The following is an 18,481-nucleotide window of genomic DNA, read 5'->3' as shown; positions in this document are numbered from 1 at the left end:
AATGCAAAAGAATGAAATCGCTGAGTCTCGGGCGGACCTACCGTCGCCCGAAACAAGAATCGCAAGGGAGCGGATGCATGCGCGTCGGGATCGCAGTGCAGGAACGGCGCGTAGCCGCCGCACTGCTGCGCCCCGACGGATCGCACTCGATGCTGGTGGACGCCGTCACCGGCGCCGGGATCGAGCGGTCCGTCGACCGGCTGCTCGGTCGGATCGCGCACTCTGCTGACACGGTGTCGTCGATCGCGTTCGACCTGAGCGACGTGCTGCACCGCACGGAGGGCGCGCCGCTCGCCCTCGTCCGCATCGCGCCGAGGCCGCCTGTGGCCCTCGAAGATGAGCCTCGCGCCGGCGATGCGCCCATCCTTCATGTCCGCGGTGGGCACACCACGCTCGGCGAGGAGCTCGCGCCGTTCGACACGGACGGCTTCCGGGCGGCCGCCGCAGGGATCCCGGCAGGCTCCCGCGTCGTGATCACGAGCGTCGGCGCGCTCGTGAACCCCTCGCACGAACTCGCCGCCGGAGAGATCCTGCTCGAACACGGGGGACCACTGAACGTGGTGTTCTCGCACGCCTTCGACAGCAACTCCTTCGCGACGCGGGAGCACACCGCGATCCTCAACGACGCGCTCGTGCCCGACGCCGAGACGCTCGCCACCTCACTCGCTCTCGTCTCAGGGCGTCGGTTCCCCGAGGCCCGACTCTCCGTCACGCGGAACGACGGCGGCCGTGTGCCGCTCAGCCGGCTCCCGGCCGAGCCCATCCACTCGGCCTTCTCGGGCGCTCCGGTCGAGTTCCTCGGGGCGGCGGCGCTCTGCGGGCTCGATGACGGCGATCTTCTGCTCGCGACCGAGGACGGCCTCACCCTGGGGACGCTGCGCGCGGGTGCCCCCGCCGTGATTCCGCGGCTGCGCTGGGATCACACCCGCCTGTCGACGCAGGCCGCGCACCTCGTTCCAGCGACCGAGATCCTGCTCCACGGACGGACGCCAGCTCCCCGGCTCGTCCGCGTGGCCGGAGCGCCGCTGCCCATCTGGCTCGACGACGAAGGAGCGGTGGAGACCGACGACGACCTGCGGGCGCTCGGAGCCGCCTGCGCGCCGCTCTCCGACTGGGCACTAGGGACCGTCGGCGCCGTGAACGCGGCAGAGATGGCGCAGGAACTGCAGGCGGCCGAAGCACGGGTCCGTGGCAGGCTCGCAGCGTTCGGGGCGCTGCCTTCGTCCGTTCGCATCCTGGAGTCGCAGCTCGTGGCCACGACCTACGAGCACGCGCGGGTCGTCTCGGTGCGCGTCAGGGGCGTGGCCGGAGATCCCGTGGGAGGCCTGCTCGACAGGGGGGTGCGCCGTGCAGCTCAGCGCTGACGACGTCCGGCACCTGCGCACCGGCGCACTCTTCCTGGCCTGCGCGGCCGATCCTGAGTGGTGCGATGAGCAGCAGGATCGGATCCTCGCGCGCATGGCGAGCGGCGATGAGGCACCAGAGCTGCTCGGCGTCGAGGACCTCGCCGGGGACGCGCTCGTCGCCGCCGTCGGCTTCGTCAACAACGGGCTCCCGCTGTCGGAGCTGCGCCCGGCCGGCGACGAGTTCGTCAGCAGCGTCGAGCTGCTCGAACGCGAGCTGGGGAAGCGCATCGAGGGCCTGTTCCCGCTCGCGGCGGCGAATGTGAACTCGATGGTTCCTCTGCTCACCGGGATGCAGCTCGGGCGTCCCGTCGTGGATGCCGATCCGATGGGCCGGGTCTTCCCCCTGCTGTTCCAGTCGGTGTTCACGCTTGCCGGCCTTCCTGCGGGCCCGCTGGCCGCGACGGGGCCCGTCGGCGAATCGGCGCTCCTCCGGGTGCGCGAGCCGCGACGGGCGGAGCGTCTGGTCAGAGCGCTGGCCGAGGAGTTCGGGGGGTGGTCGGCCACGGCGCTCTACCCCATGACCGCAAGGGATCTTGCGCGGACGGGGGTGCTCGGCAGTGTGTCGCGGATGGTGCGCATCGGGAGGATCCTCGACTCCGACGCGACGACGGGCGAGAAGCACCAGCAGCTCCGCCGAAGCGAGGGCGTGCGCCGGATCATCCGGGCGCGGGTCGCAGATGTCGCGGGGCTCTCCCGTCCCGCGCCCGCCGGCGAGCCCGACCATCCCTCCAGCGTCGTGCTCATCGAGGAGTCACAGGGTCGCTTCGTGCAGCTGGAGATCCAGAACGAGCTGCTTCTGCTCATGGTCGACGGCACGCCGGAGGCGGTGATCCCCGACATCATCACGATGCTGCATCCGGATGACGGTCGCGTCGCCAGCCTCGACGATCTGTGGGTGGGCAACACCCTCGACCTCGTCGTCCTCCCGGCCGCCGCACAGTGGTACACGCCGGAGGGCCGCCGCCTGGCCGCTCCAGAGACACTGCATTCGCTGCTCCCCGACCGCGGAAGAGGCCCGAGATGAACCGATCGTCTGCGGGAGCCGTCGAGCTGCGCGACCTGATCGATGCCCGCGAGCTCACCGGACTCTCTGTGCTGCACCTCGTCTCGGAACGCAGTCCCGTTCGAGACCTGGCCCTGGTCTCCGACTTCGAGGACATCGGAGCGGTCGGACCCGACACGGTGGTGCTGCTCGCGCGAGGCGCCGCGCGCGGAGGCTGGATGATCTCGGCGGCCCTGCGCTACGCGTGGGAGCGGCGGGCATGCGCGCTCATCGTCCCCGAGCAGCCGTTCACCGCATCCGTCATCGAACTGGCGAAGCGGCTGGAGGTCTCACTGCTCACCACCCGTCGCGACATGACCCGCCTCGCGATCGACGCGGCCATCCGGATCGGCGCCGCACGAGCCGAGGTGATGGTGCGTGTGCGTGCCGTCGTCGACCGCCTGGCCGATGTGCCCGGCCCCGCGCAGGCGATCGCGTTGCTCTCGGACGAGCTCGGTGGTGCCGAGGTGTGGATCGAATCGTCGGGGGCTCGCACCCTCGCATCGCCGACGCCAGCGAGCATCGACTCCGCATCGCAGCGTGCACCGCTGGTGAGGGCGCGCCTCGGGATGGGCGCAGAGGGGCCGGACGCGGATTCCGACCTGCTTCTGGCCAGGGTCCCCGCACAGGCCGTGGTGTTCGGCGAGCAGTTGCTCGCCGGAGCAGCGCCCTCGGTCAGGGCGCTGCTGCTCGAGCAGAGACTCACGGCGACCCGCTCGTCGCTGCCGGCGATCTCGATCACCGCCCTCACGGGCTCCGCTTCCGTCACGTCATTCGAGGAACCGGAGGCGGGAAAGACCACAGCCTGGCCACAGGCGCCCCTCGACGGTTCCTTCTTCGCGGTATGCCTGCTCACGTCCGAGCCGGACCGCGTGGGCGCACTCGTCCATCAGATCTGGCTGATGGCTTTCCCCGAAGCCCCGCTCGCCCGGTTCGACGGTGGCTGGATCGGGTTCCTGCCCGCGGAGGATCCCAGCCAGCGCACCAGGGCACTGGAGAGAGTGAGAAGCGGGTTCGTGCGCGCCGCGGGAGTCCCGATCACCGGAGGCTCTTCGCGCATCCACCGCTCCCCTGCCGAGGCGCGGTACGCCGTCCGAGAGGCGTGGCTGGCTGCGCGACTGGCAGACCCCCGCACGGCGGCGGCCGACGGGCCGGGCACCGATGCCTTCGTGGAATTCGAGTCCGCACCTCTCCGCCTGCTGAGCCGCCTCGTTCCGCTCGACCTCGCCGAGCAGCTCGTCGCAGCGCTGTTCCCCCGCCTGCTCGCCGACCCTTCGGCGCCTCGCCTCATCGAGGCGGTGATCGGCTACCTGTCGGCGAACGGGTCGGTGTCGACCGCCGCCGCACGCCTCGGCCTGCACCGCAACACCGTGCAGTCGAGGCTCCACCGCGCGGCAGAGCTCGACGTCGACCTCACCGAGCCAGCGAACGTGCTGCCGATCCACCTGCTCTTCGAGGCCGTCCGGCGCAATGAGTCGCCGTTTCTCGAGAGCGACCGCTGAGCGCGAGCTTCGGGGTGGCTTAGACCTGGGTACCGAGTTCGAGAGCTGCCGGTCTTGACGCATCTCGGCATGGAGCAGACCGCTCTGCCGCTGCCCTCTGTGCACAGTCCAGCCGAGCACGAACATCGGCCCCGTGTATGGCTCGGCCCGAGATGGTCGGCGTGTGACGAGAGAATCGATGATGCCGTCGTTGATCGACGCCGCCCCTAGAGCGGTCAGTCGACCAGAGGTGAGGAGACCTCCACCTTGTCGTTGTCGATGAGCCATCTGACGGACTCGAACACCGTGTCGGCGGCGGAGTGCTGAGGGACGTACCCGAGGAGGCGATGTGCCTTCTCGGTGCTGATGAAATGGCTGCGGACGAGATGGTCCCAGCTGAGGCCCGCGTTCTCCGCCCCGACATCGGCTCGGAACTCGTCCCAGGTGACGGATTCCAGCGTCGCGGACCTGCCGAACCAGGTGGCTGCCGCCTCCGCGTAGCCGCGGACGGTGAGGGCGTCGTTCGCGGTGATGAAGAAGTCTTCTCCCGAAGCCGCCTCGCGGTTGTTCACGGCGAGCTCGAAAGCGAGGGCGACGTCATCGGCGTGCACGTGTGCCATCGACTCCGCACCGAGCCCAGGGATGGGCAGCGCTTCGCCGGCGGCGAGCTTCTGCCATACGCGAGCGTCCAGGTTTCCGGTCGGTCCGATGGGCGCCCAGCCGGGCCCGCTGATGTGGCCCGGATGGATGGTTGTTGTGGCCACTCCGCTCTCCGCGGTCTCTGCCTTGAGCATGCGAGCGATGTCGTGCTTGGCAACGCCGTACTCGCCGAACGGCGCGGGGGCGTTGTCCTCGGACATCGGAAGCACGTGACTGGGACCGGCTCGCCAGATGGATCCGCAGAACAAGTAGTGGCCGACGTTTCCGCGCAAGCGCTCCACGAGCGTCGTGGCGGATTCGAGCGTGAAGCATACGAGGTCGATGACGACGTCGGCGCTCAGCTCGACGACACGGTCGGCGAATACGCCCTGCGCGTCTTCCTTCTCCCGGTCTGCGGCCACTTGGGCAACGTGCCGCCACTCGGCGGAGTCCGTGTAGGGCACGGAGGTGCCTCGGCTGATGTTGATCACCTCGTGTCCGGCTCGCACAAGGCGAGGGACGAGGAAAGAACCGATGTGGCCCGAGCCACCGATGACCAGCACACGCATGAGTTGTCTCCTACTGGTTCGTCGCGGGGATGGCGTCGTCGTCCGCGGCCTTTGCAGGACGGACGGTGGTGTCGGAAGCATATCCAGCGCGGGCGGGATCTGTACCGATCGGCGCCATCCGACGCGGCACTAATCGCTCAGCCGACCGGCTGCAGAAGAGAGGGGTCAGTGGTGTCTACGGGTCGGGAGTTGTTGACCTTGCGGTCGGCGATGTGTTCGCGAACGGCGCTCACGACGTCCGATGAGGTGTGCTCGGGCATCGCCAGAGCCTCGACCTTCGTGGTGCCGCTGAGCTCATCGGGCGAGAGCCACACGAAGTGGCTGTGCAGCGAACGACACCTCCGCTGAAGGTGCAAGAAGGGCCGCGGAATTGAAGTGCTCCGCGGCCCTTGCAAGATCGCACATGGCTTTTTAAGGATCTCAGCCGAAACTACACGCGATTGTACGTTCGCAAAGCGGATGATCCAGGATCAGATAGTTGACCCGCGGAAACACGTGATCGATTGCGAGAGTCGGCACCAGCATCCGATCACACAACTTGACCTTGTGTTCGCACACGTAGGTCACGCTCGTCCAGCGGCACTAGAGTCCACAAGATCGTGTGACGCGCGCTCTATCCAGATGAGCTGGGTTCATGGCTCGGGTGGCAGATCGTTCACCAGCATGCCGTCGTCCATCGGGATAAGGGCGCCGGTGATCCGCTCGGTGACCGATGAGCAGAACACCGCGATCATCGCGGCGGCATTCGAATCGACGTCCCCTGGCCCGACGAGAACGCCGTTGACCCGTGCACCTGCCCCGGCCCGCTTCGCGATGGCCGAGATGGTGCGTCGCATCCATCGTGACGCGGACTTCAGCTCCGTGTGGTCGTGAAGCTGATACAGCAGCAGCAGCGATTGGCCACGCGCGGGGGTGGCCGTGCCGAGGATGTCCGTCGCCGAGCGCAGAACCTTCTTCGCCTCGGACCGCAGCCGCCACCAGCGGAGCGGTCCCTGCGAGGTCGCCATAGCGATCACGTCGATGTGCAGGACGATCGTCGTGACCGGCCGCCCCCGCTCATGCAGGAAGTCCTCGATGCGGGTGACGGTCGACAGGGTGAGGTGGTCTTCGACGCTCACCCAATGGCTGGATGCGTCGCCGTGCTGAGTCAGGTCGGCCGTGGACCGGCTCGGCTTGGTCGCGTACGTCCACGCTCCTTCGGACGCCAGGGTTCGCAGCACCACTCGATCCAGCTCGTCGCCGACGCCGAGGAGGATGACCGTCGCATCTTCGAGGGCGAGTTCCATGCGTCGTCTCCGTTCATGTACAGCGCCGACGAGGCGCATCGACCCAGTGGCGCCCCAGGCTACTGCCCGTCTCCGCTCGTACACTGAGCACATGGGGCGAGACAGCGGCGACGATTTCATCGACAGGCTCGTCACGCGCGACCTGACCGGCGATCGAACAGACTTCAGTGACGACGATGTGCAGTTCGCCCGACGCAACCCGCAGGTGCTGCGCAAGCTCTCCGACCCTCTCGAGGTGAAGAAGCGCTACCTGTACGTGCTGTTCGGAACCGCGCTGGCGATGGCCCTGGCGTCGAAGACGATCGAGTACACCCGCGTTCTCGAGCAGTTCGTGGTGGTGCACGATCTGCTGACCAACGTGCTGTTCTCCGTCTCGATCGAGGTGTTCGGCGCCGCCACCGTCGCGTTCGTCATGGAGCTCGTGTTCCAGAGGCGGGTCGCCGAGAACCGGCGACTGGTGAAGGCTCTGGCGCGCGAGGCATCGTCGGACATCCGCGACAGCGTGAGCGGCGATGGCAGCGCAACCGCACCGACAGAGCCGCAACGATGACGGCGCCGTCCCGCACGTTCGCGTTCCTCCGATCACACGGCCCGACTCATGCGACCGGACCCGCACCGGCGTCCGAAGATCGAGCCGCGGACGCGGCGCGACGGGCTCGGCGGTAACCGCCGTTGAAGACGTCGCTGATCCGGTCGAAGAGCCAGACAGCTCGAAGCGGAATCGGCCTGATGGCCGGGGACGGCATATAGCTGCCCTTCACCTCCCACACCGAGTCGAGGTCCTCCGACCGCGTGCCGTCGACCGCGGCATCGGCGAGCAGCGACCCCAGGTACGCGGCCTGCGCGAGACCGTGCCCGTTGCATGACGACGAGTAGTAGACGTTGTCTCCGACTCGGCCTGCGACCGTGGTCCAAGAGGACGAGAACGAGATCCAGCCTCCCCAGCATCGGGCGATGGGCACGTCCGACAGGGTCGGGAAGCGCTTGTAGAACGTCTCGGCCAGTTCGCGCATCATCCCGGGATCCGGATTCCTCGGCAGCAGTGGATACGTCTGCCCTCCGGCTTCGAGTCGGCGCACACCGAACACCATGGTGTTGTGCGCCGTGAGCCGGTAGTTCTCCATGATCTGGTGCTGAGTGACCATCCCCGATCGGCTCGTCCACCCCAGCGCGGCGATGCGCTCCGGATCGATCGGAGCGGTCTCGACCTCGATGATCCATGCCGGAGTGGTGAAGTTCTTCGGGATGATGTCCCACTCGCCTGAGTAGCTGTTGGTCGACAGGATGGCGCTGTTCGCGATGACCTCGCCCCCGGTGGTCGTCATGATGACCATGCCGTCGCGCCGCTGCACGTCGACGACGCGGGACTGCTCGAAGAGCCGAACGGAAGAATCGATCACCGCGCGACGCAGGCCTCGGCTCAGCTTGCCCGGGTTCAGCATCCCTCCCCGGCGCTCCCGCATGCCGCCGACGAAGGCCTCCGGGATCCCGATCTCCTTCGCGGTGCCGAGCTCGCCGTGCACACCCAGCGACGAGAGGATGGCGGCGAACGTCTTCACCCGCAGCATCTGAATCGGTGAGACGGCAGCCCACACCATGCCGTTGGGCTCGTAGTCGCAGTCGATTCGATGATCCTCGATCAGCTTCTCGGCGTAGCTGGCAGCGTTGTCGGCGAAGCGCACCATGCCGGGCAGCTTCTTCGGGCTGAGCACCTTCAGCATCCGCAGATCTCCCCCGGGTGCCGAGGCGATCTGGCCGCCGTTGCGTGAGCTCGCGCCGTAACCGCAGAACTCCGACTCGATGAGCGCGACGTCGACACCGCGCTCGGCCAGTCTCAGGGCGGTGGCCATGCCGCCGACGCCCCCGCCGACCACCGCGACGTCGCACTGCACCGTGCCCTGCACGGGAGCGACCAGGTCGGTGGGCGGGTCGATCCAGCCCGAGAAGCTCGTGTACTCGACGTCTCGGTACCTGGGGTTCATGCTCGTGCTGCTTCCGGACGCGCCGCCCGCCGCGTGCCGACTCGCGCGTTGTGGGCGTGCAGCGCCCTGTAGGCGTAGTAGTAGACGAATCCCTGGGTTCCCCAGGTCGCGAGAGCGGCCGCGTAGAACAGTGTTCGCTGGGCGTCGTCGAACGGCCAGGGGAAGAAGTCGTAGATCAGGGCGATATACATCGCGACGACGGTGATGATCACTGTCGCCACAGCCCACCCCCGGGCTCCCGCCTGCCAGACCCGGACGGCGAAGTAGAGGACGAAGAGCGATGCGATCACGTTCGTCACCAGGAAGAACGTCGCCGGTCCCACCCCGTACACGCCGTCCTGGTGCAGCGCGATCAGCACGAAGCCGCCGAGGAAGGCGAGGGCGAACGCGCCGATCTCGTGCCAGAGACGCGGGCGGTACCGGTGAGTCACCATCATGAGGCCGAGGATGAGCACCAGCGTGAACCCGAACGAGCGCGAGAACGCGTCGAGGAAGTACGCAATCGTGTACATCGGGTTGTCCGGGTCCCCGCTCAGCAGCGACCAGAGCAGGAAGTTGGTCGCCGACGTCGCCACGACGAGGCACTCGATGCCGAGGAAGTAGTTCTGATAGCGGCGGATGAATCGCCAGCCGAAGAAGAAGCCGGCGAATATCAGCCACAGATCGGCGATCAGGAAGAGGATCTCGTTCATCGCTGTGAGTCCTTTCGAATCCTTGCGGCCACGCGTTCGGCGGCCCGTTGCCCGGTGAGAACGGCTCCGTTCATCGACCCCGAGAACTCGCCGGCCGTCTCCGTGCCTCCCCACTCGACTCGTCCATGGGGCTTGCGCAGCTCGGCCTCGTACGCGGTGAGCGCGAACGGAGGCAGCGCGGGGTTCGGTCCGCCTGCCCCGAAGTCCTCGAGCAGCCAGCAGTGGTCCACGTAGTCGATGGGGTGCTGCGCCTTCGGCCCGTACAGCTGGACCATCTGCTCAATGATGCGTTCGCGCCGGTGCTCGGCGTCGAAGCCGTCGAACTGCACGGGGTCGCAGAATCCGAGGAGCACGCCGGGCCCGTGCTCCGGTCCGACATCGAAGGTGATGAAGACGGCGCCGGTGTCGGCGACGGCCTCACCCGAGATGCCCTCCTCACGCCAGAACGGCTTCTCGTATGCGACGTACGCCTTGCTCAGCCCGCCGAGCCGCCACAAGTTCGAGAGGCTCTTCGCCTGCTCCGAGAGGGCGGGCTCGAACTCGATGTCCTTGCGGTGCATCGTGGCGGCGGTCACGATGGCGTAGCGCGCAGTGACTGTCAGCGAGTCAGCGCTCACCGTCACCCCGGTGTCGTCCTGCACGATGCGTCGTGCAGGTGTGCTGAGCAGGAGGCGACCATCGTCGAACTGTGAGGCAACGCGCTTGGCGATCTCGTGGGTCGTCTCTGTGATGCGGTCCTGTTGCATGCCGTTCTCGACGTCGAGCATGTGATCGACGCCGCCCGCCCCACGGATGTAAGCGAGCACCGACAGCATCGACAGGTCGTCGCAGCTGGCTCCCCACTGCACGCGGCTGATCACGTTCATCAGCATTCGGGTCGCCGTCGACGCACGCTGCTGCCCCAGCCAGTATCCGAAGGTGATGGAGTCCAGTTCAGCGGCGTCGGGCGACGACGACGGCGAGTCGACATCGATCGTGCGCACGAGCTTCTCGAGTGCCATCTGCACGCGGGCCATGTTGACGACCGCCAGCGGCGACACCGGGGGAATCGTGCCTTTGTAGGTGCGGCGCCTTCCCGCGATCCACAGGGTGTTGCGTCCCTCGTGGAACTGCGGGGTGATCGTGCACCCGACCCGTCGGGCGAGTTCTCTGATGGCGGTGTGCTTGGGAGAGACCCACGTGCCGCCGAAGTCGACGGGTACGCCGGCGATCTCGCCGCTTCGTACGCGCCCTCCGACTCGGTCGCGGCCCTCCAGGATGAGCACGGAGAGCCCCATGCTCGCGAGGCGATCCGCCGCGCTCAGGCCGGAGAGACCTGCCCCGATGACGACGACGTCGACGTCGGTCCGTTCAGCTTCAGGGGTGCCGGACATGTGCGCCTCCATGGCGTTGACGCTCGATGTGACGAGCGATGTGATCGGTGATGGGGGTGACGAGCGCCTCGGTCAGGTGATGCCCCATGCCCGGGACGACGATGTGCTGCGCGGATGGGATCGCTGCAGCAGTCGCCGCTCCCCCGCTCGGAGAGACGAGCAGGTCACGGTCGCCGTTGATGACCAGCGTCGGCGCGTTGATGCGCCGAAGCTGCTCGGTACGGTCGCCCGAGAGCTGGATGGCCTGGATCTGACGGGCGGAGCCGGCTGCGATGTCCCCCGCGGCGCGGTCCCAGGCATTCGCTGCGATCGCGGCCTCGGCGGCGTCGTCGATCGGGTACGCTGCGCCGGCGATGTGCTTGGTGATCAGCAGGTGGGCGCGCACGGCGTCTGTGCGGCTGCGTGCGGCGGGACCTGCGAGGATCTTCATCGTCGACCATGCGGGCTGCCCGACCTTGCGGTGCCCGGTCGTCGAGTAGAGCGACGACAGCGTGAGCACCCGTTCGGGCTCGGCGGCGGCGACCGTCTGGGCGATCATGCCGCCCATCGAACGACCGACGAGATGCGCGCGGTCGATGCCGAGATGATCGAGCAGGTCGGCGACGTCCGTCGCCATGTCGGCGAGCGTGTAGCCGTCCGGCCGCGGGCGTGCGATGACCTGCCGCCAGACCGCCGGGGGCGGCGTGCGCATGAAGGTCGACCGGCCCGAGTCCCTGTTGTCCATCGAGATGACGCGGAAGCCGCGCTCGACGAAGGCGTCGAGCACAGAATCGGTCCAGTAGGTGAGGTCCTCCCCCATGCCGGGGATGAGCAGGATGACCGGAGCGCCGCGCTTTCCGGCATCCCGGTAGCAGATCCGGATGCCCGAGGGCAGGATGGCGAAGCGATCCGCCTCGGCCCCCGCCGTGTCAGGCATGAGCGACGCTCTCGTCATCTCGGACGCGCGTCGGGCGGACTCCGAACCGGAGGTTGTCGTCGACGACGGGCCCGCGCAGCGCCTTCGCATCCTGCGGGTACGACATCATCGTGCGCCACGGCTTCTCGGCACCCTGACGTGGAAGCCGGCCCTCACCGCGCTTGGCGTAACCCGACTGAAGGTCCATGACGGGTCGTGTCTGCATGCCCGGCGTCGCCACGGGTACGACGGTGTCATAGCCATGCGCGTCCATGTGCCGGATCAGGTCGATGAAGTAGCGGCAGAGCAGACTGACCTTCAGCGTCCACGACGAGGTCGTGTACCCGATCGCCATCGCCCAGTTCGGGATGCCGCTGAGCAGGGTGCCCCGGTAGGCGATGGTGTCGACGAGTTGGATCGGCGTGCCGTCGACGACGATGGGCATCCCGTCGAAGAGCTGCAGGTTCAGTCCGGTGGCGGTCACGATGACGTCGGCTTCGAGCTCCTCGCCTGAGCCGAGGATCACGCCGCGCCTGCTGAACCGGGTCACCGTGTCCGTCACCACCGACGCCTGTCCGGACTTGATCGCAGCGAAGAAGTCGCCGTCGGGGGCGACGCAGAGGCGCTGGTCCCACGGGTCGTAAGGCGGGTTGAAGTGCTTGTCGACGTCGAAGTCGCGGCCGAGCTGCTTGATGTTCTCGGAACGGACGAATCGCCGCCCCGCTCGCGGGAATCTCCTCAGCCACTCGACGAGGAAATGCTCGGTCCAGATGTTCTTGAAGCGAGTCGCCGCATAGCCCCGGCGCTCACCGAGCAGCTTCGACAGAGCCAGCGCCACCCGATCGACGCGCGGCAGTGGCACGATGTACGTCGGGGTGCGCTGAAGCATCGTCACGTGCGCCGCTGCCCCGGGCCCCTTGAGCATCGCGGGGATCAGCGTGACCGCGGTCGCCCCGCTGCCGATGACGACCACGCGCTTGCCGCGGTAGTCGAGGTTCTCCGGCCAGTGCTGCGGGTGCACGAGCGTGCCCTCGAAGTCCTCGCTGCCGGGGAAGGCGGGCGAGTAGCCCTCGGCGTACCTGTAGTACCCGGATGCCGCGAAGACCCACCCGGCCTTGACGGTCTTGGTGCTGGTCTCGCTGGTGCGCGGGTTCGTCACCGTGACGGTCAGCGTCCACAGAGCCTCGTCCGACGACCACTCGGCCCGCGTGACACGGTGGCCGGTGCGGATGAAACGGTCGAGCCTGTTCTCGTCCACGGTCTCGCGGAGGTAGTCGAGGATCAGCGGGGCGTCGGCGATCGCGTTCTCGTGACGCCAGGGCTTGAACTCGTACCCGAAGGTGTGCAGATCCGAGTCGGAGCGGATGCCCGGGTAGCGGAAGAGATCCCAGGTGCCGCCGATGCTCTCACGACCCTCGAGCACGACCAAAGACTTGGCGGGCAGCTCCCGGCTGAAATAAGTCGCGGCGCCGATTCCGGAGATTCCCGCGCCGATCACGACGATGTCGAACTGCTCGACAGCTTCACTGGTCATCAATGACTCCTCATCCTTGAGAAAGCTGATCCTTCAGTGTCGTCAGCACGTTGCCTCGCGGGCTACGCCAGCACGCACCGATCTTCGGTGTTTCCGGTGCACTGTGCACCATCTGACACTCCGATTCGCTTCATCTCACTGACAGGGAGGCCGGACGAGGGCAGACTCGCCATATGGATGAACTGTGGAAGCCGCCGGGTCCGGCAGCTGCCGCCGCGATGCGGTCGGTCTGCGAGGCACTTCTCGCCCGTGCCGGCGAGCTGGCAGAGGTGATCGCCGAGTCCGCCGTCGTCGCGCAGGCACAGCCCGAGCTGCTCAGCGACGCCTCTCTGCTCGCCGAGGATCGGGCGCTGAACCGCTCAGACCTTCTCCAGTGGCTGACGGCGAACATCCAGCATCCCGGATCCCGCGTCGAGCCATACATCAGCCCTCGAACGGTCGCGTACATCGGCGACCTGGTCTCGCGAGGGATTGCCCCGCAGTTCGGGGCGGGCTGGCGTGCGGCCCTGGTGGTGGGCTGGCGTCACTGGCTCGAGAGCTGCCTCGACAGCATCGACGACCGCGCGGTCCTCACCGAGGTGCTGGAGGTCTCAACGCACTCCCTGATGCAGTACGCACTTGATTCCGTATCGATCCTGCGCGAGGTGAGCCTGTCATCGGCGATGGGCAACGCGGGAGCTGACGCTCTCGAGATGATCCAGCTGATCGCCGGCGGCACGCCGCTCTCGCAGGACTTCGCGGAGGACCGCCTGGGCTACCGGCTCGAACGCCGGCACACCGCCGTGGTCGTTTGGGTGGACGACCCGGATGACGCCGATGCCGTCGATGAGGCCGTGACCGCGCTGCGCGATGGCAGAGCGGCTCGAACGACTCTTGTGGCCCGGGCGAGCGCAGCCGCGAGGTGGGTCTGGCTGTCTGAGCCCAATCTCCCCGACCTGGACGTTCTGGAACCAGTCGTCACAGGCATCCCTCACGTCCGCGCATCCGTCGGCAGAACCGGTGCCGGACTCGACGGCTTCCGCTCGAGCTATCAGGACGCTCTGTCCGGTCAGGCGCTGCTCACCCGTCTGGGGTCTGAGCGTCGGTTCATCCGGTACGCCGAACTCGAGCTGGTGGACGCCTTGACCCAGGATCGGGAGAGCGCCGCGCGCTTCGTCGCCAACACGCTGGGCCCATTGGCCGATGCGGACGAGACCCTGCGGCAGGCCCTTCTGACGTACGTGCAGTGCGGATTCAGCGCCACGAGAGCTGCGGCCCGCCTCTACCTGCACCGAAACACCATCGAGCGTCGAGTGTCGAAGGCGGACGAGCTGTCCGTCGTCAAGCTGGACGACAGCCCTGTCCATGTGTCGGCGGCCCTGCTCGTGCTCGACCTCGTTCCCGATCTCCTCCCCTCGAGCCCCCGCTCCCAGCACTAAGGCCGTCTGCTCACTCAGGGGACGCATCCCCCTTCAGCGCACTCCGCGCGCGGCGAGCGCGTCACCGAGCTCGTCCGCATGTTTGAGTGCGACGACGAGGAACGGCACGATGAAGGTGCGAGCGCTCGCCCTCACGCCGCGCGCTCGCTGGGCATCACGCACCATCCCGGCGAGCCTCGACATGACAGGCACTGTGCCGAGGGTGACCGCGAGCAGCAACGACACGCGCTCAGCGTCGACACCCGCCCATCGCAGGGGGCTCAGCGCCCGCTCGCAGGCGTCGAGCAGATCTGTGATGCGGGTCGTGAGCACGAGCAGCCCGGCGAGCGCCAGCGCCCCTGCGACGCGCGCGGAGTTGGACACGGCGGCTTCGGGGCCGAGGAACACCAGCTGCCCTGCGAGCGTGATCATCAGAACCCAGCGCAGGCTCCATACCTGCCGGCCGAGCTCGTGCAGTCCGTGCGCTCGATCGCGCAGACCGGCGGCGAGGTACGCCCCCGTACTGACTCCGGCGATCACGCCGACCGCCCACCAGCGCGGCGGAAGCAGAAGCACCCCGAGCATGACGGCGATCAGCAGCAGTGCTTTGCGGCCGGCCGGCATCCGGTGCAGCCACCCGTCGCCAGGGTTGTAGAGCGTCAGCATCGCAGGCTCTCCTGGTACTGCGCCACGATCGACCGCGAATCGCCCGCCGCGACGATCCGCCCGCCGACGAACAGCACGGCTTCATCGCACCGCTCGGCGAGCACAAGATCATGCGTCACGAGCAGCAGCCGATGTCGACCGTCGAACAGATGGTCGGCGACGCGGGCGGCGTTGCGAGCGTCGAGGTAGGCCGTCGGCTCGTCGGCGATCACCAGGTCGGGCCGGCGCACGAGCGCATCGCACAGTGCGAGGAGCTGCTTCTGCCCACCCGAGAGGTCGTGCGCCGAGCGATCGGCCAGCGCCGCGAGATCGAACTCAGCCAGCGCTGCCGCGACAGTCTCGCGCACCTCGTCGGCCCGCCGCTTCTCGCCGCGCAGCGAGAACGCGACGTCCTCGGCGACAGTCGGCATGAGGATCTGCGCGTCGGGGTTGCTGAACACCATGGCCGTGCGGCGACGCAGCTCGCTCGCCTGCTTGTCGGCGTCGAGCCCGAGGACGCTCACCGAGCCCGACGTGGGACGCAGAAGGCCGGCCACCACCCGCGCGAAGCTCGACTTGCCCGAGCCGTTCTCGCCGAGCACGGCGATCGTGCGGCCGGTCAGCTCGATCGACACGTCGCGCAGCACGTCCGCGTCACCGAGACGCACGCGCGCCGCGTCCATACGGATGGTCATCGCACCACCTCGACCAGCGCGGCCACGCCCAGCCCGCCGCCGACCGACGCGGCGGCGACTCCGAGGGAGCCCGCCGGTCGTCCTGCGCGCACGAGCCGGCTGAACAGGCGCACCACCGCGATCGCGCCGCTGGCGCCCCAGGGGTGCCCGAGTGCGAGAGCCCCGCCGTCGGCGCACACGCGCGGGTCGTCGTCGGCGAGGCCGATCCGCCCCAGCACCGCGAGGCTCTGCGCGGCGAACGCTTCGACGATCTCGAACGCCTCGATCTCGGCGACGGTCCTGCCCGCTGAGCCGAGCGCGGCGAGGATGGCGGGTGCCGCGCCGATTCCGGGAAGGCCTGGTTCGCAGCCGACGATCGCGGCGGCTCTGACAGCGAGTCCTGGCGCGGTGCTGGCGGGGGCGATCACGACGGCTGCCGCCCCGTCGCTCACGCGCGTCGAGGTGCCGGCGGTGACCGTGCCGTGCGGGAAGAGTGCCGGCAGGCGCGCCAGCAGGGATTCGGCCCTGCCGATCGAGTCGTCATGACGCAGGCCTGCGAGAGGCACCAGCTCGGCCTCGAACCGGCCGACCGCAAGGGCGCTGGCGGCGCGCGCGTGGCTGCGGGCAGCATGGGCATCCTGACGAGCCCGGTCGATGTGATCGAGAGCCGCGAGGTGTTCTGCAGCGCTCGTCATCTCCGGGTCGGCGAAGCCGGGCGGCGCGAAGGGAGCCCGGTCGTATGCTGTGCCCCCGATGCTGCGGATGGGTGCCGTCGAGGCGCTTTCGACGCCCCCAGCCACGCGAGGACGGGCATCCCCCGCTCTGATGGCCTGCACGGCATCGAGCACGGCGGCGAGCCCGCTGCCGCACTGGCGGTCGACCGTGCCGCCGGGCACCTCGTGGCCGAGGCCCGCGCCGAGCGCCGCGACCCGCCCGGGGTTCCCACCTGGGCCCATGCAGTTGCCGAGCAGCACGTCGGCGATGGTGAGCGGCGACCCCGACGCCGCGTTCGCGTCCGTCAGCGCTGCATCGATCACTGCGGCGCCGAGCGCGCCAACGTCGAGACCGGCCAGCGCGCGGCCCCGGGTTCCGATGGGCGTGCGACGGGCGGAGATGATGATGGGGTCGCGATCAGAGTTCAAGGCGCGTCACCTCGCCCTCCAGTGCGCGGCGCAGCGCCTCGGCGCGCGCGGGCTTGCCCGCAGCGGTGCGCGGCAGCTCTCCGCAGAACCACTGCTTGGGGCGGTGTGCGGGGGCGAGGCGATCGAGGATCACGTCGCGCAGCCGTGCCGGCGGATGCTCGTCGTCGAACTCGATCAGAGTGGCCACGAGCGCGCCGACGCGTTCCCTGGGCAGCCCGAAGACCACCGCATCCCGGATGCCGGGGATCGCGCGCAGTGTCTCCTCGACCTCCTCCGGCACGATCGTCGCCGACGCGCTGAGAATGGCGTCGTCGGCGCGACCGAGCAGCCGCAGCCTCCCGCCGACGAGCTCCGCCCGGTCGCCGACCGTGGCCCATGCGCCGTCGCGGCGCAGCGAGCCGTCGCTGCCCAGGCACCCGGCGGCGATGAACGGCGAGCGCACCCACAGCACGCCGTCGCGTACATCGAGGTCCACCCCGGGAAACGCACGCAGTCCGTCGCCGTGGTCGATCGCGACGAACGACAGCTCCGCAGCTCCGTAGTAGGAGACGAGTCGGATGCCCGCATCGCTCGCCTGCGTGCGAAGGCGGGCGTCCAGGTGAGAGCCGCCGACCAGGGCGGTGCGCAGCCGGGGCGGACGGCCCGCCTCGAGCGCCACCCGCAGCGCCTGAGGGGTGCCGTGCATGCAGGTCACGTCGTGCCGCCGGAGCACGTCGGCGCCCAGCGCCGGTGCCGGGCCGCCGCCGAGCGCGTGAGCGAGCGAGAACATCGTCAGCGATGATGCGGGAGGCGCCGGGAGGGCGATCACGTCGCCGTCCTGCATCGTGATCGCCTCGGCCACGGCGGCGAATGACTCCTCCCACGACGCGGCGCGGCGCAGCACGATCCGGGGACTGGTGGAGCTGCCGGAGGTGAGCGTCGCCCACGCCACGCCGGGCAGATCCCCGGCACGGGCGGCCGCCCGGGTCACGGCCTCCCATTGCGCCGGCGACCAGCGCGGGTCCCCGACGAGAGGTGCGTCGCCGGCGGCGCGAACCTCCCTGATCCGCTCCAGCAGACCGGGGGTCTCACCGCCGAGGACGACGATCATGGCAGGCGGGTGAGATCCTGGCGGGTCGCGCGCGGGGTCCACCCGCGGCCGAACGCCCGCGGGTAGGCGCGCACCAGCGAGAGCACGATGGCCGTGGCCAGCGCCGCCTTCAGCAGGTCACCCGGCAGGAAGGCCAGGCTCGTCAGGGCGGTCGCCCCGAGCGGAAGACCGGTGATGAGTGCCTGCACGGGGATGCCCAGTGCGTAGACGACCACGATGCCGCCCACGAGCATGCCGATGACGGTGCGCCACAGCGTGGGCCTGCGACCTGCGCGATGCACGATGAGCCCGATCACCGCCGCCCCGACGAGCCAGCCGAGCAGGTAGCCTGCCGAGGGGCCGAAGAACACCCCGACGCCTCCGCGCCCGCCCGCCAGCAGGGGCAGGCCCACCGCGACCAGTGCGAGGAGAACGGCGACCGACGCCGCCCCGAGCCGAGGCCCGAGGATGGCCCCGGCGAGCATCACACCGAGGGTCTGCGCGGTGATCGGGACGACGCCGAAGACGGTGAAGCCGCCGGGCAGCCCGAGGACGGCGATGATCGCGGCGAAGACTGCGATGCGAGCCAGTGCGGTCGCGTCGAAGGCGTGGTCGCGCGCCTGCTCGCCGCTGGCGGATGTCGTGCTGGTCATGA

General features: G+C 68.9%; 18 protein-coding genes. 5 read left to right on the top strand and 13 right to left on the bottom strand.

What is annotated here, in order from left to right; all coding sequences use genetic code 11:
• Positions 1 to 77 precede the first annotated feature (77 nt).
• The 3 genes from AB0N59_RS13845 to AB0N59_RS13835 are packed head-to-tail and all read left to right on the top strand — an operon-like array spanning position 78 to position 3,950.
• Complete coding sequence (locus AB0N59_RS13845; protein WP_363484455.1) at positions 78 to 1,364, top strand: hypothetical protein; 1,287 nt, start codon at positions 78 to 80, stop codon at positions 1,362 to 1,364.
• Positions 1,348 to 2,430 carry a DUF917 domain-containing protein gene (locus tag AB0N59_RS13840; protein WP_363484452.1) on the top strand — a complete coding sequence of 361 codons (1,083 nt, stop codon included), beginning with the start codon at positions 1,348 to 1,350 and terminating at the stop codon, positions 2,428 to 2,430. The genes AB0N59_RS13845 and AB0N59_RS13840 overlap by 17 nt, the downstream gene beginning before the upstream one ends.
• Positions 2,427 to 3,950, top strand: coding sequence for a helix-turn-helix domain-containing protein (locus tag AB0N59_RS13835; RefSeq protein ID WP_363484449.1), 1,524 nt, complete (start codon positions 2,427 to 2,429; stop codon positions 3,948 to 3,950). Before AB0N59_RS13840 ends, AB0N59_RS13835 begins: the two co-directional genes overlap by 4 nt.
• Positions 3,951 to 4,165: 215 nt before the next feature.
• Here AB0N59_RS13835 and AB0N59_RS13830 read toward each other — a convergent pair whose 3' ends face one another.
• The 3 genes from AB0N59_RS13830 to AB0N59_RS13820 form a co-directional block, all read right to left on the bottom strand.
• Positions 4,166 to 5,137: an NAD-dependent epimerase/dehydratase family protein gene (locus tag AB0N59_RS13830; RefSeq protein ID WP_363484446.1), complete on the bottom strand. Its 972-nt coding sequence runs from the start codon at positions 5,135 to 5,137 to the stop codon at positions 4,166 to 4,168.
• Between the two features lie 137 nt (positions 5,138 to 5,274).
• Complete coding sequence (locus AB0N59_RS13825) at positions 5,275 to 5,451, bottom strand: hypothetical protein (RefSeq protein ID WP_363484443.1); 177 nt, start codon at positions 5,449 to 5,451, stop codon at positions 5,275 to 5,277.
• 318 nt (positions 5,452 to 5,769) lie between these two features.
• Positions 5,770 to 6,423, bottom strand: a complete 654-nt coding sequence (locus AB0N59_RS13820) for a hypothetical protein (RefSeq protein ID WP_363484441.1) — start codon at positions 6,421 to 6,423, stop codon at positions 5,770 to 5,772.
• A 91-nt stretch (positions 6,424 to 6,514) separates the two neighbouring features.
• Here AB0N59_RS13820 and AB0N59_RS13815 point away from each other — a divergent pair, with 91 nt between their 5' ends.
• Positions 6,515 to 6,973, top strand: a complete 459-nt coding sequence (locus tag AB0N59_RS13815) for a hypothetical protein (protein ID WP_363484438.1) — start codon at positions 6,515 to 6,517, stop codon at positions 6,971 to 6,973.
• A 46-nt stretch (positions 6,974 to 7,019) separates the two neighbouring features.
• Here the strand turns inward: AB0N59_RS13815 and AB0N59_RS13810 are convergent, their stop codons facing one another.
• Genes AB0N59_RS13810 through AB0N59_RS13790 form a run of 5 tightly spaced genes read right to left on the bottom strand, consistent with a single transcriptional unit; the run spans position 7,020 to position 12,899 of the window.
• Positions 7,020 to 8,405, bottom strand: coding sequence for an FAD-dependent oxidoreductase (locus tag AB0N59_RS13810; RefSeq protein WP_363484435.1), 1,386 nt, complete (start codon positions 8,403 to 8,405; stop codon positions 7,020 to 7,022).
• Positions 8,402 to 9,097, bottom strand: coding sequence for a hypothetical protein (locus AB0N59_RS13805; RefSeq protein WP_363484432.1), 696 nt, complete (start codon positions 9,095 to 9,097; stop codon positions 8,402 to 8,404). The genes AB0N59_RS13810 and AB0N59_RS13805 overlap by 4 nt, the downstream gene beginning before the upstream one ends.
• Positions 9,094 to 10,470 (bottom strand): FAD-dependent oxidoreductase, encoded by a 1,377-nt coding sequence (locus AB0N59_RS13800; protein WP_363484429.1) that lies wholly within the window; start codon positions 10,468 to 10,470, stop codon positions 9,094 to 9,096. Before AB0N59_RS13800 ends, AB0N59_RS13805 begins: the two co-directional genes overlap by 4 nt.
• On the bottom strand, positions 10,454 to 11,386 hold the full coding sequence (locus AB0N59_RS13795; RefSeq protein ID WP_363484426.1) for an alpha/beta fold hydrolase: 933 nt from the start codon (positions 11,384 to 11,386) through the stop codon (positions 10,454 to 10,456). Before AB0N59_RS13795 ends, AB0N59_RS13800 begins: the two co-directional genes overlap by 17 nt.
• Positions 11,379 to 12,899, bottom strand: coding sequence for an NAD(P)/FAD-dependent oxidoreductase (locus tag AB0N59_RS13790; RefSeq protein ID WP_363484423.1), 1,521 nt, complete (start codon positions 12,897 to 12,899; stop codon positions 11,379 to 11,381). Before AB0N59_RS13790 ends, AB0N59_RS13795 begins: the two co-directional genes overlap by 8 nt.
• 173 nt (positions 12,900 to 13,072) lie before the next feature.
• Between AB0N59_RS13790 and AB0N59_RS13785 the strand changes: the two genes are divergently transcribed.
• Positions 13,073 to 14,317 (top strand): helix-turn-helix domain-containing protein, encoded by a 1,245-nt coding sequence (locus AB0N59_RS13785; protein ID WP_363484420.1) that lies wholly within the window; start codon positions 13,073 to 13,075, stop codon positions 14,315 to 14,317.
• Positions 14,318 to 14,350: 33 nt separating this feature from the next.
• Here the strand turns inward: AB0N59_RS13785 and AB0N59_RS13780 are convergent, their stop codons facing one another.
• Genes AB0N59_RS13780 through AB0N59_RS13760 form a run of 5 tightly spaced genes read right to left on the bottom strand, consistent with a single transcriptional unit; the run spans position 14,351 to position 18,479 of the window.
• Positions 14,351 to 14,962 (bottom strand): energy-coupling factor transporter transmembrane protein EcfT, encoded by a 612-nt coding sequence (locus tag AB0N59_RS13780; protein ID WP_363484417.1) that lies wholly within the window; start codon positions 14,960 to 14,962, stop codon positions 14,351 to 14,353.
• Positions 14,956 to 15,636, bottom strand: coding sequence for an ABC transporter ATP-binding protein (locus AB0N59_RS13775; protein ID WP_363484414.1), 681 nt, complete (start codon positions 15,634 to 15,636; stop codon positions 14,956 to 14,958). The genes AB0N59_RS13780 and AB0N59_RS13775 overlap by 7 nt, the downstream gene beginning before the upstream one ends.
• Positions 15,633 to 16,757: a thiolase family protein gene (locus tag AB0N59_RS13770; RefSeq protein ID WP_363484411.1), complete on the bottom strand. Its 1,125-nt coding sequence runs from the start codon at positions 16,755 to 16,757 to the stop codon at positions 15,633 to 15,635. Before AB0N59_RS13770 ends, AB0N59_RS13775 begins: the two co-directional genes overlap by 4 nt.
• On the bottom strand, positions 16,747 to 17,847 hold the full coding sequence (locus tag AB0N59_RS13765; protein WP_363484408.1) for a class I adenylate-forming enzyme family protein: 1,101 nt from the start codon (positions 17,845 to 17,847) through the stop codon (positions 16,747 to 16,749). The genes AB0N59_RS13770 and AB0N59_RS13765 overlap by 11 nt, the downstream gene beginning before the upstream one ends.
• Positions 17,844 to 18,479, bottom strand: a complete 636-nt coding sequence (locus AB0N59_RS13760; RefSeq protein ID WP_363484405.1) for a biotin transporter BioY — start codon at positions 18,477 to 18,479, stop codon at positions 17,844 to 17,846. The genes AB0N59_RS13765 and AB0N59_RS13760 overlap by 4 nt, the downstream gene beginning before the upstream one ends.
• Positions 18,480 to 18,481: the final 2 nt, after the last annotated feature.

This window comes from Microbacterium sp. NPDC089321, assembly GCF_040684935.1.
Classification (GTDB): domain Bacteria; phylum Actinomycetota; class Actinomycetes; order Actinomycetales; family Microbacteriaceae; genus Microbacterium.
This window is presented reverse-complemented; position numbering and strand designations above follow the sequence as displayed.

Coding starts and splice junctions, on each gene's coding strand:
- AB0N59_RS13790 (WP_363484423.1), bottom strand. CDS start 12,899: ATGACCAGTGAAGCTGTCGAGCAGTTCGACATCGTCGTGATCGGCGCG.
- AB0N59_RS13805 (WP_363484432.1), bottom strand. CDS start 9,097: ATGAACGAGATCCTCTTCCTGATCGCCGATCTGTGGCTGATATTCGCC.
- AB0N59_RS13795 (WP_363484426.1), bottom strand. CDS start 11,386: ATGCCTGACACGGCGGGGGCCGAGGCGGATCGCTTCGCCATCCTGCCC.
- AB0N59_RS13765 (WP_363484408.1), bottom strand. CDS start 17,847: ATGATCGTCGTCCTCGGCGGTGAGACCCCCGGTCTGCTGGAGCGGATC.
- AB0N59_RS13820 (WP_363484441.1), bottom strand. CDS start 6,423: ATGGAACTCGCCCTCGAAGATGCGACGGTCATCCTCCTCGGCGTCGGC.
- AB0N59_RS13775 (WP_363484414.1), bottom strand. CDS start 15,636: ATGACCATCCGTATGGACGCGGCGCGCGTGCGTCTCGGTGACGCGGAC.
- AB0N59_RS13800 (WP_363484429.1), bottom strand. CDS start 10,470: ATGTCCGGCACCCCTGAAGCTGAACGGACCGACGTCGACGTCGTCGTC.
- AB0N59_RS13810 (WP_363484435.1), bottom strand. CDS start 8,405: ATGAACCCCAGGTACCGAGACGTCGAGTACACGAGCTTCTCGGGCTGG.
- AB0N59_RS13815 (WP_363484438.1), top strand. CDS start 6,515: ATGGGGCGAGACAGCGGCGACGATTTCATCGACAGGCTCGTCACGCGC.
- AB0N59_RS13845 (WP_363484455.1), top strand. CDS start 78: ATGCGCGTCGGGATCGCAGTGCAGGAACGGCGCGTAGCCGCCGCACTG.
- AB0N59_RS13785 (WP_363484420.1), top strand. CDS start 13,073: ATGGATGAACTGTGGAAGCCGCCGGGTCCGGCAGCTGCCGCCGCGATG.
- AB0N59_RS13835 (WP_363484449.1), top strand. CDS start 2,427: ATGAACCGATCGTCTGCGGGAGCCGTCGAGCTGCGCGACCTGATCGAT.
- AB0N59_RS13830 (WP_363484446.1), bottom strand. CDS start 5,137: ATGCGTGTGCTGGTCATCGGTGGCTCGGGCCACATCGGTTCTTTCCTC.
- AB0N59_RS13760 (WP_363484405.1), bottom strand. CDS start 18,479: ATGACCAGCACGACATCCGCCAGCGGCGAGCAGGCGCGCGACCACGCC.
- AB0N59_RS13780 (WP_363484417.1), bottom strand. CDS start 14,962: ATGCTGACGCTCTACAACCCTGGCGACGGGTGGCTGCACCGGATGCCG.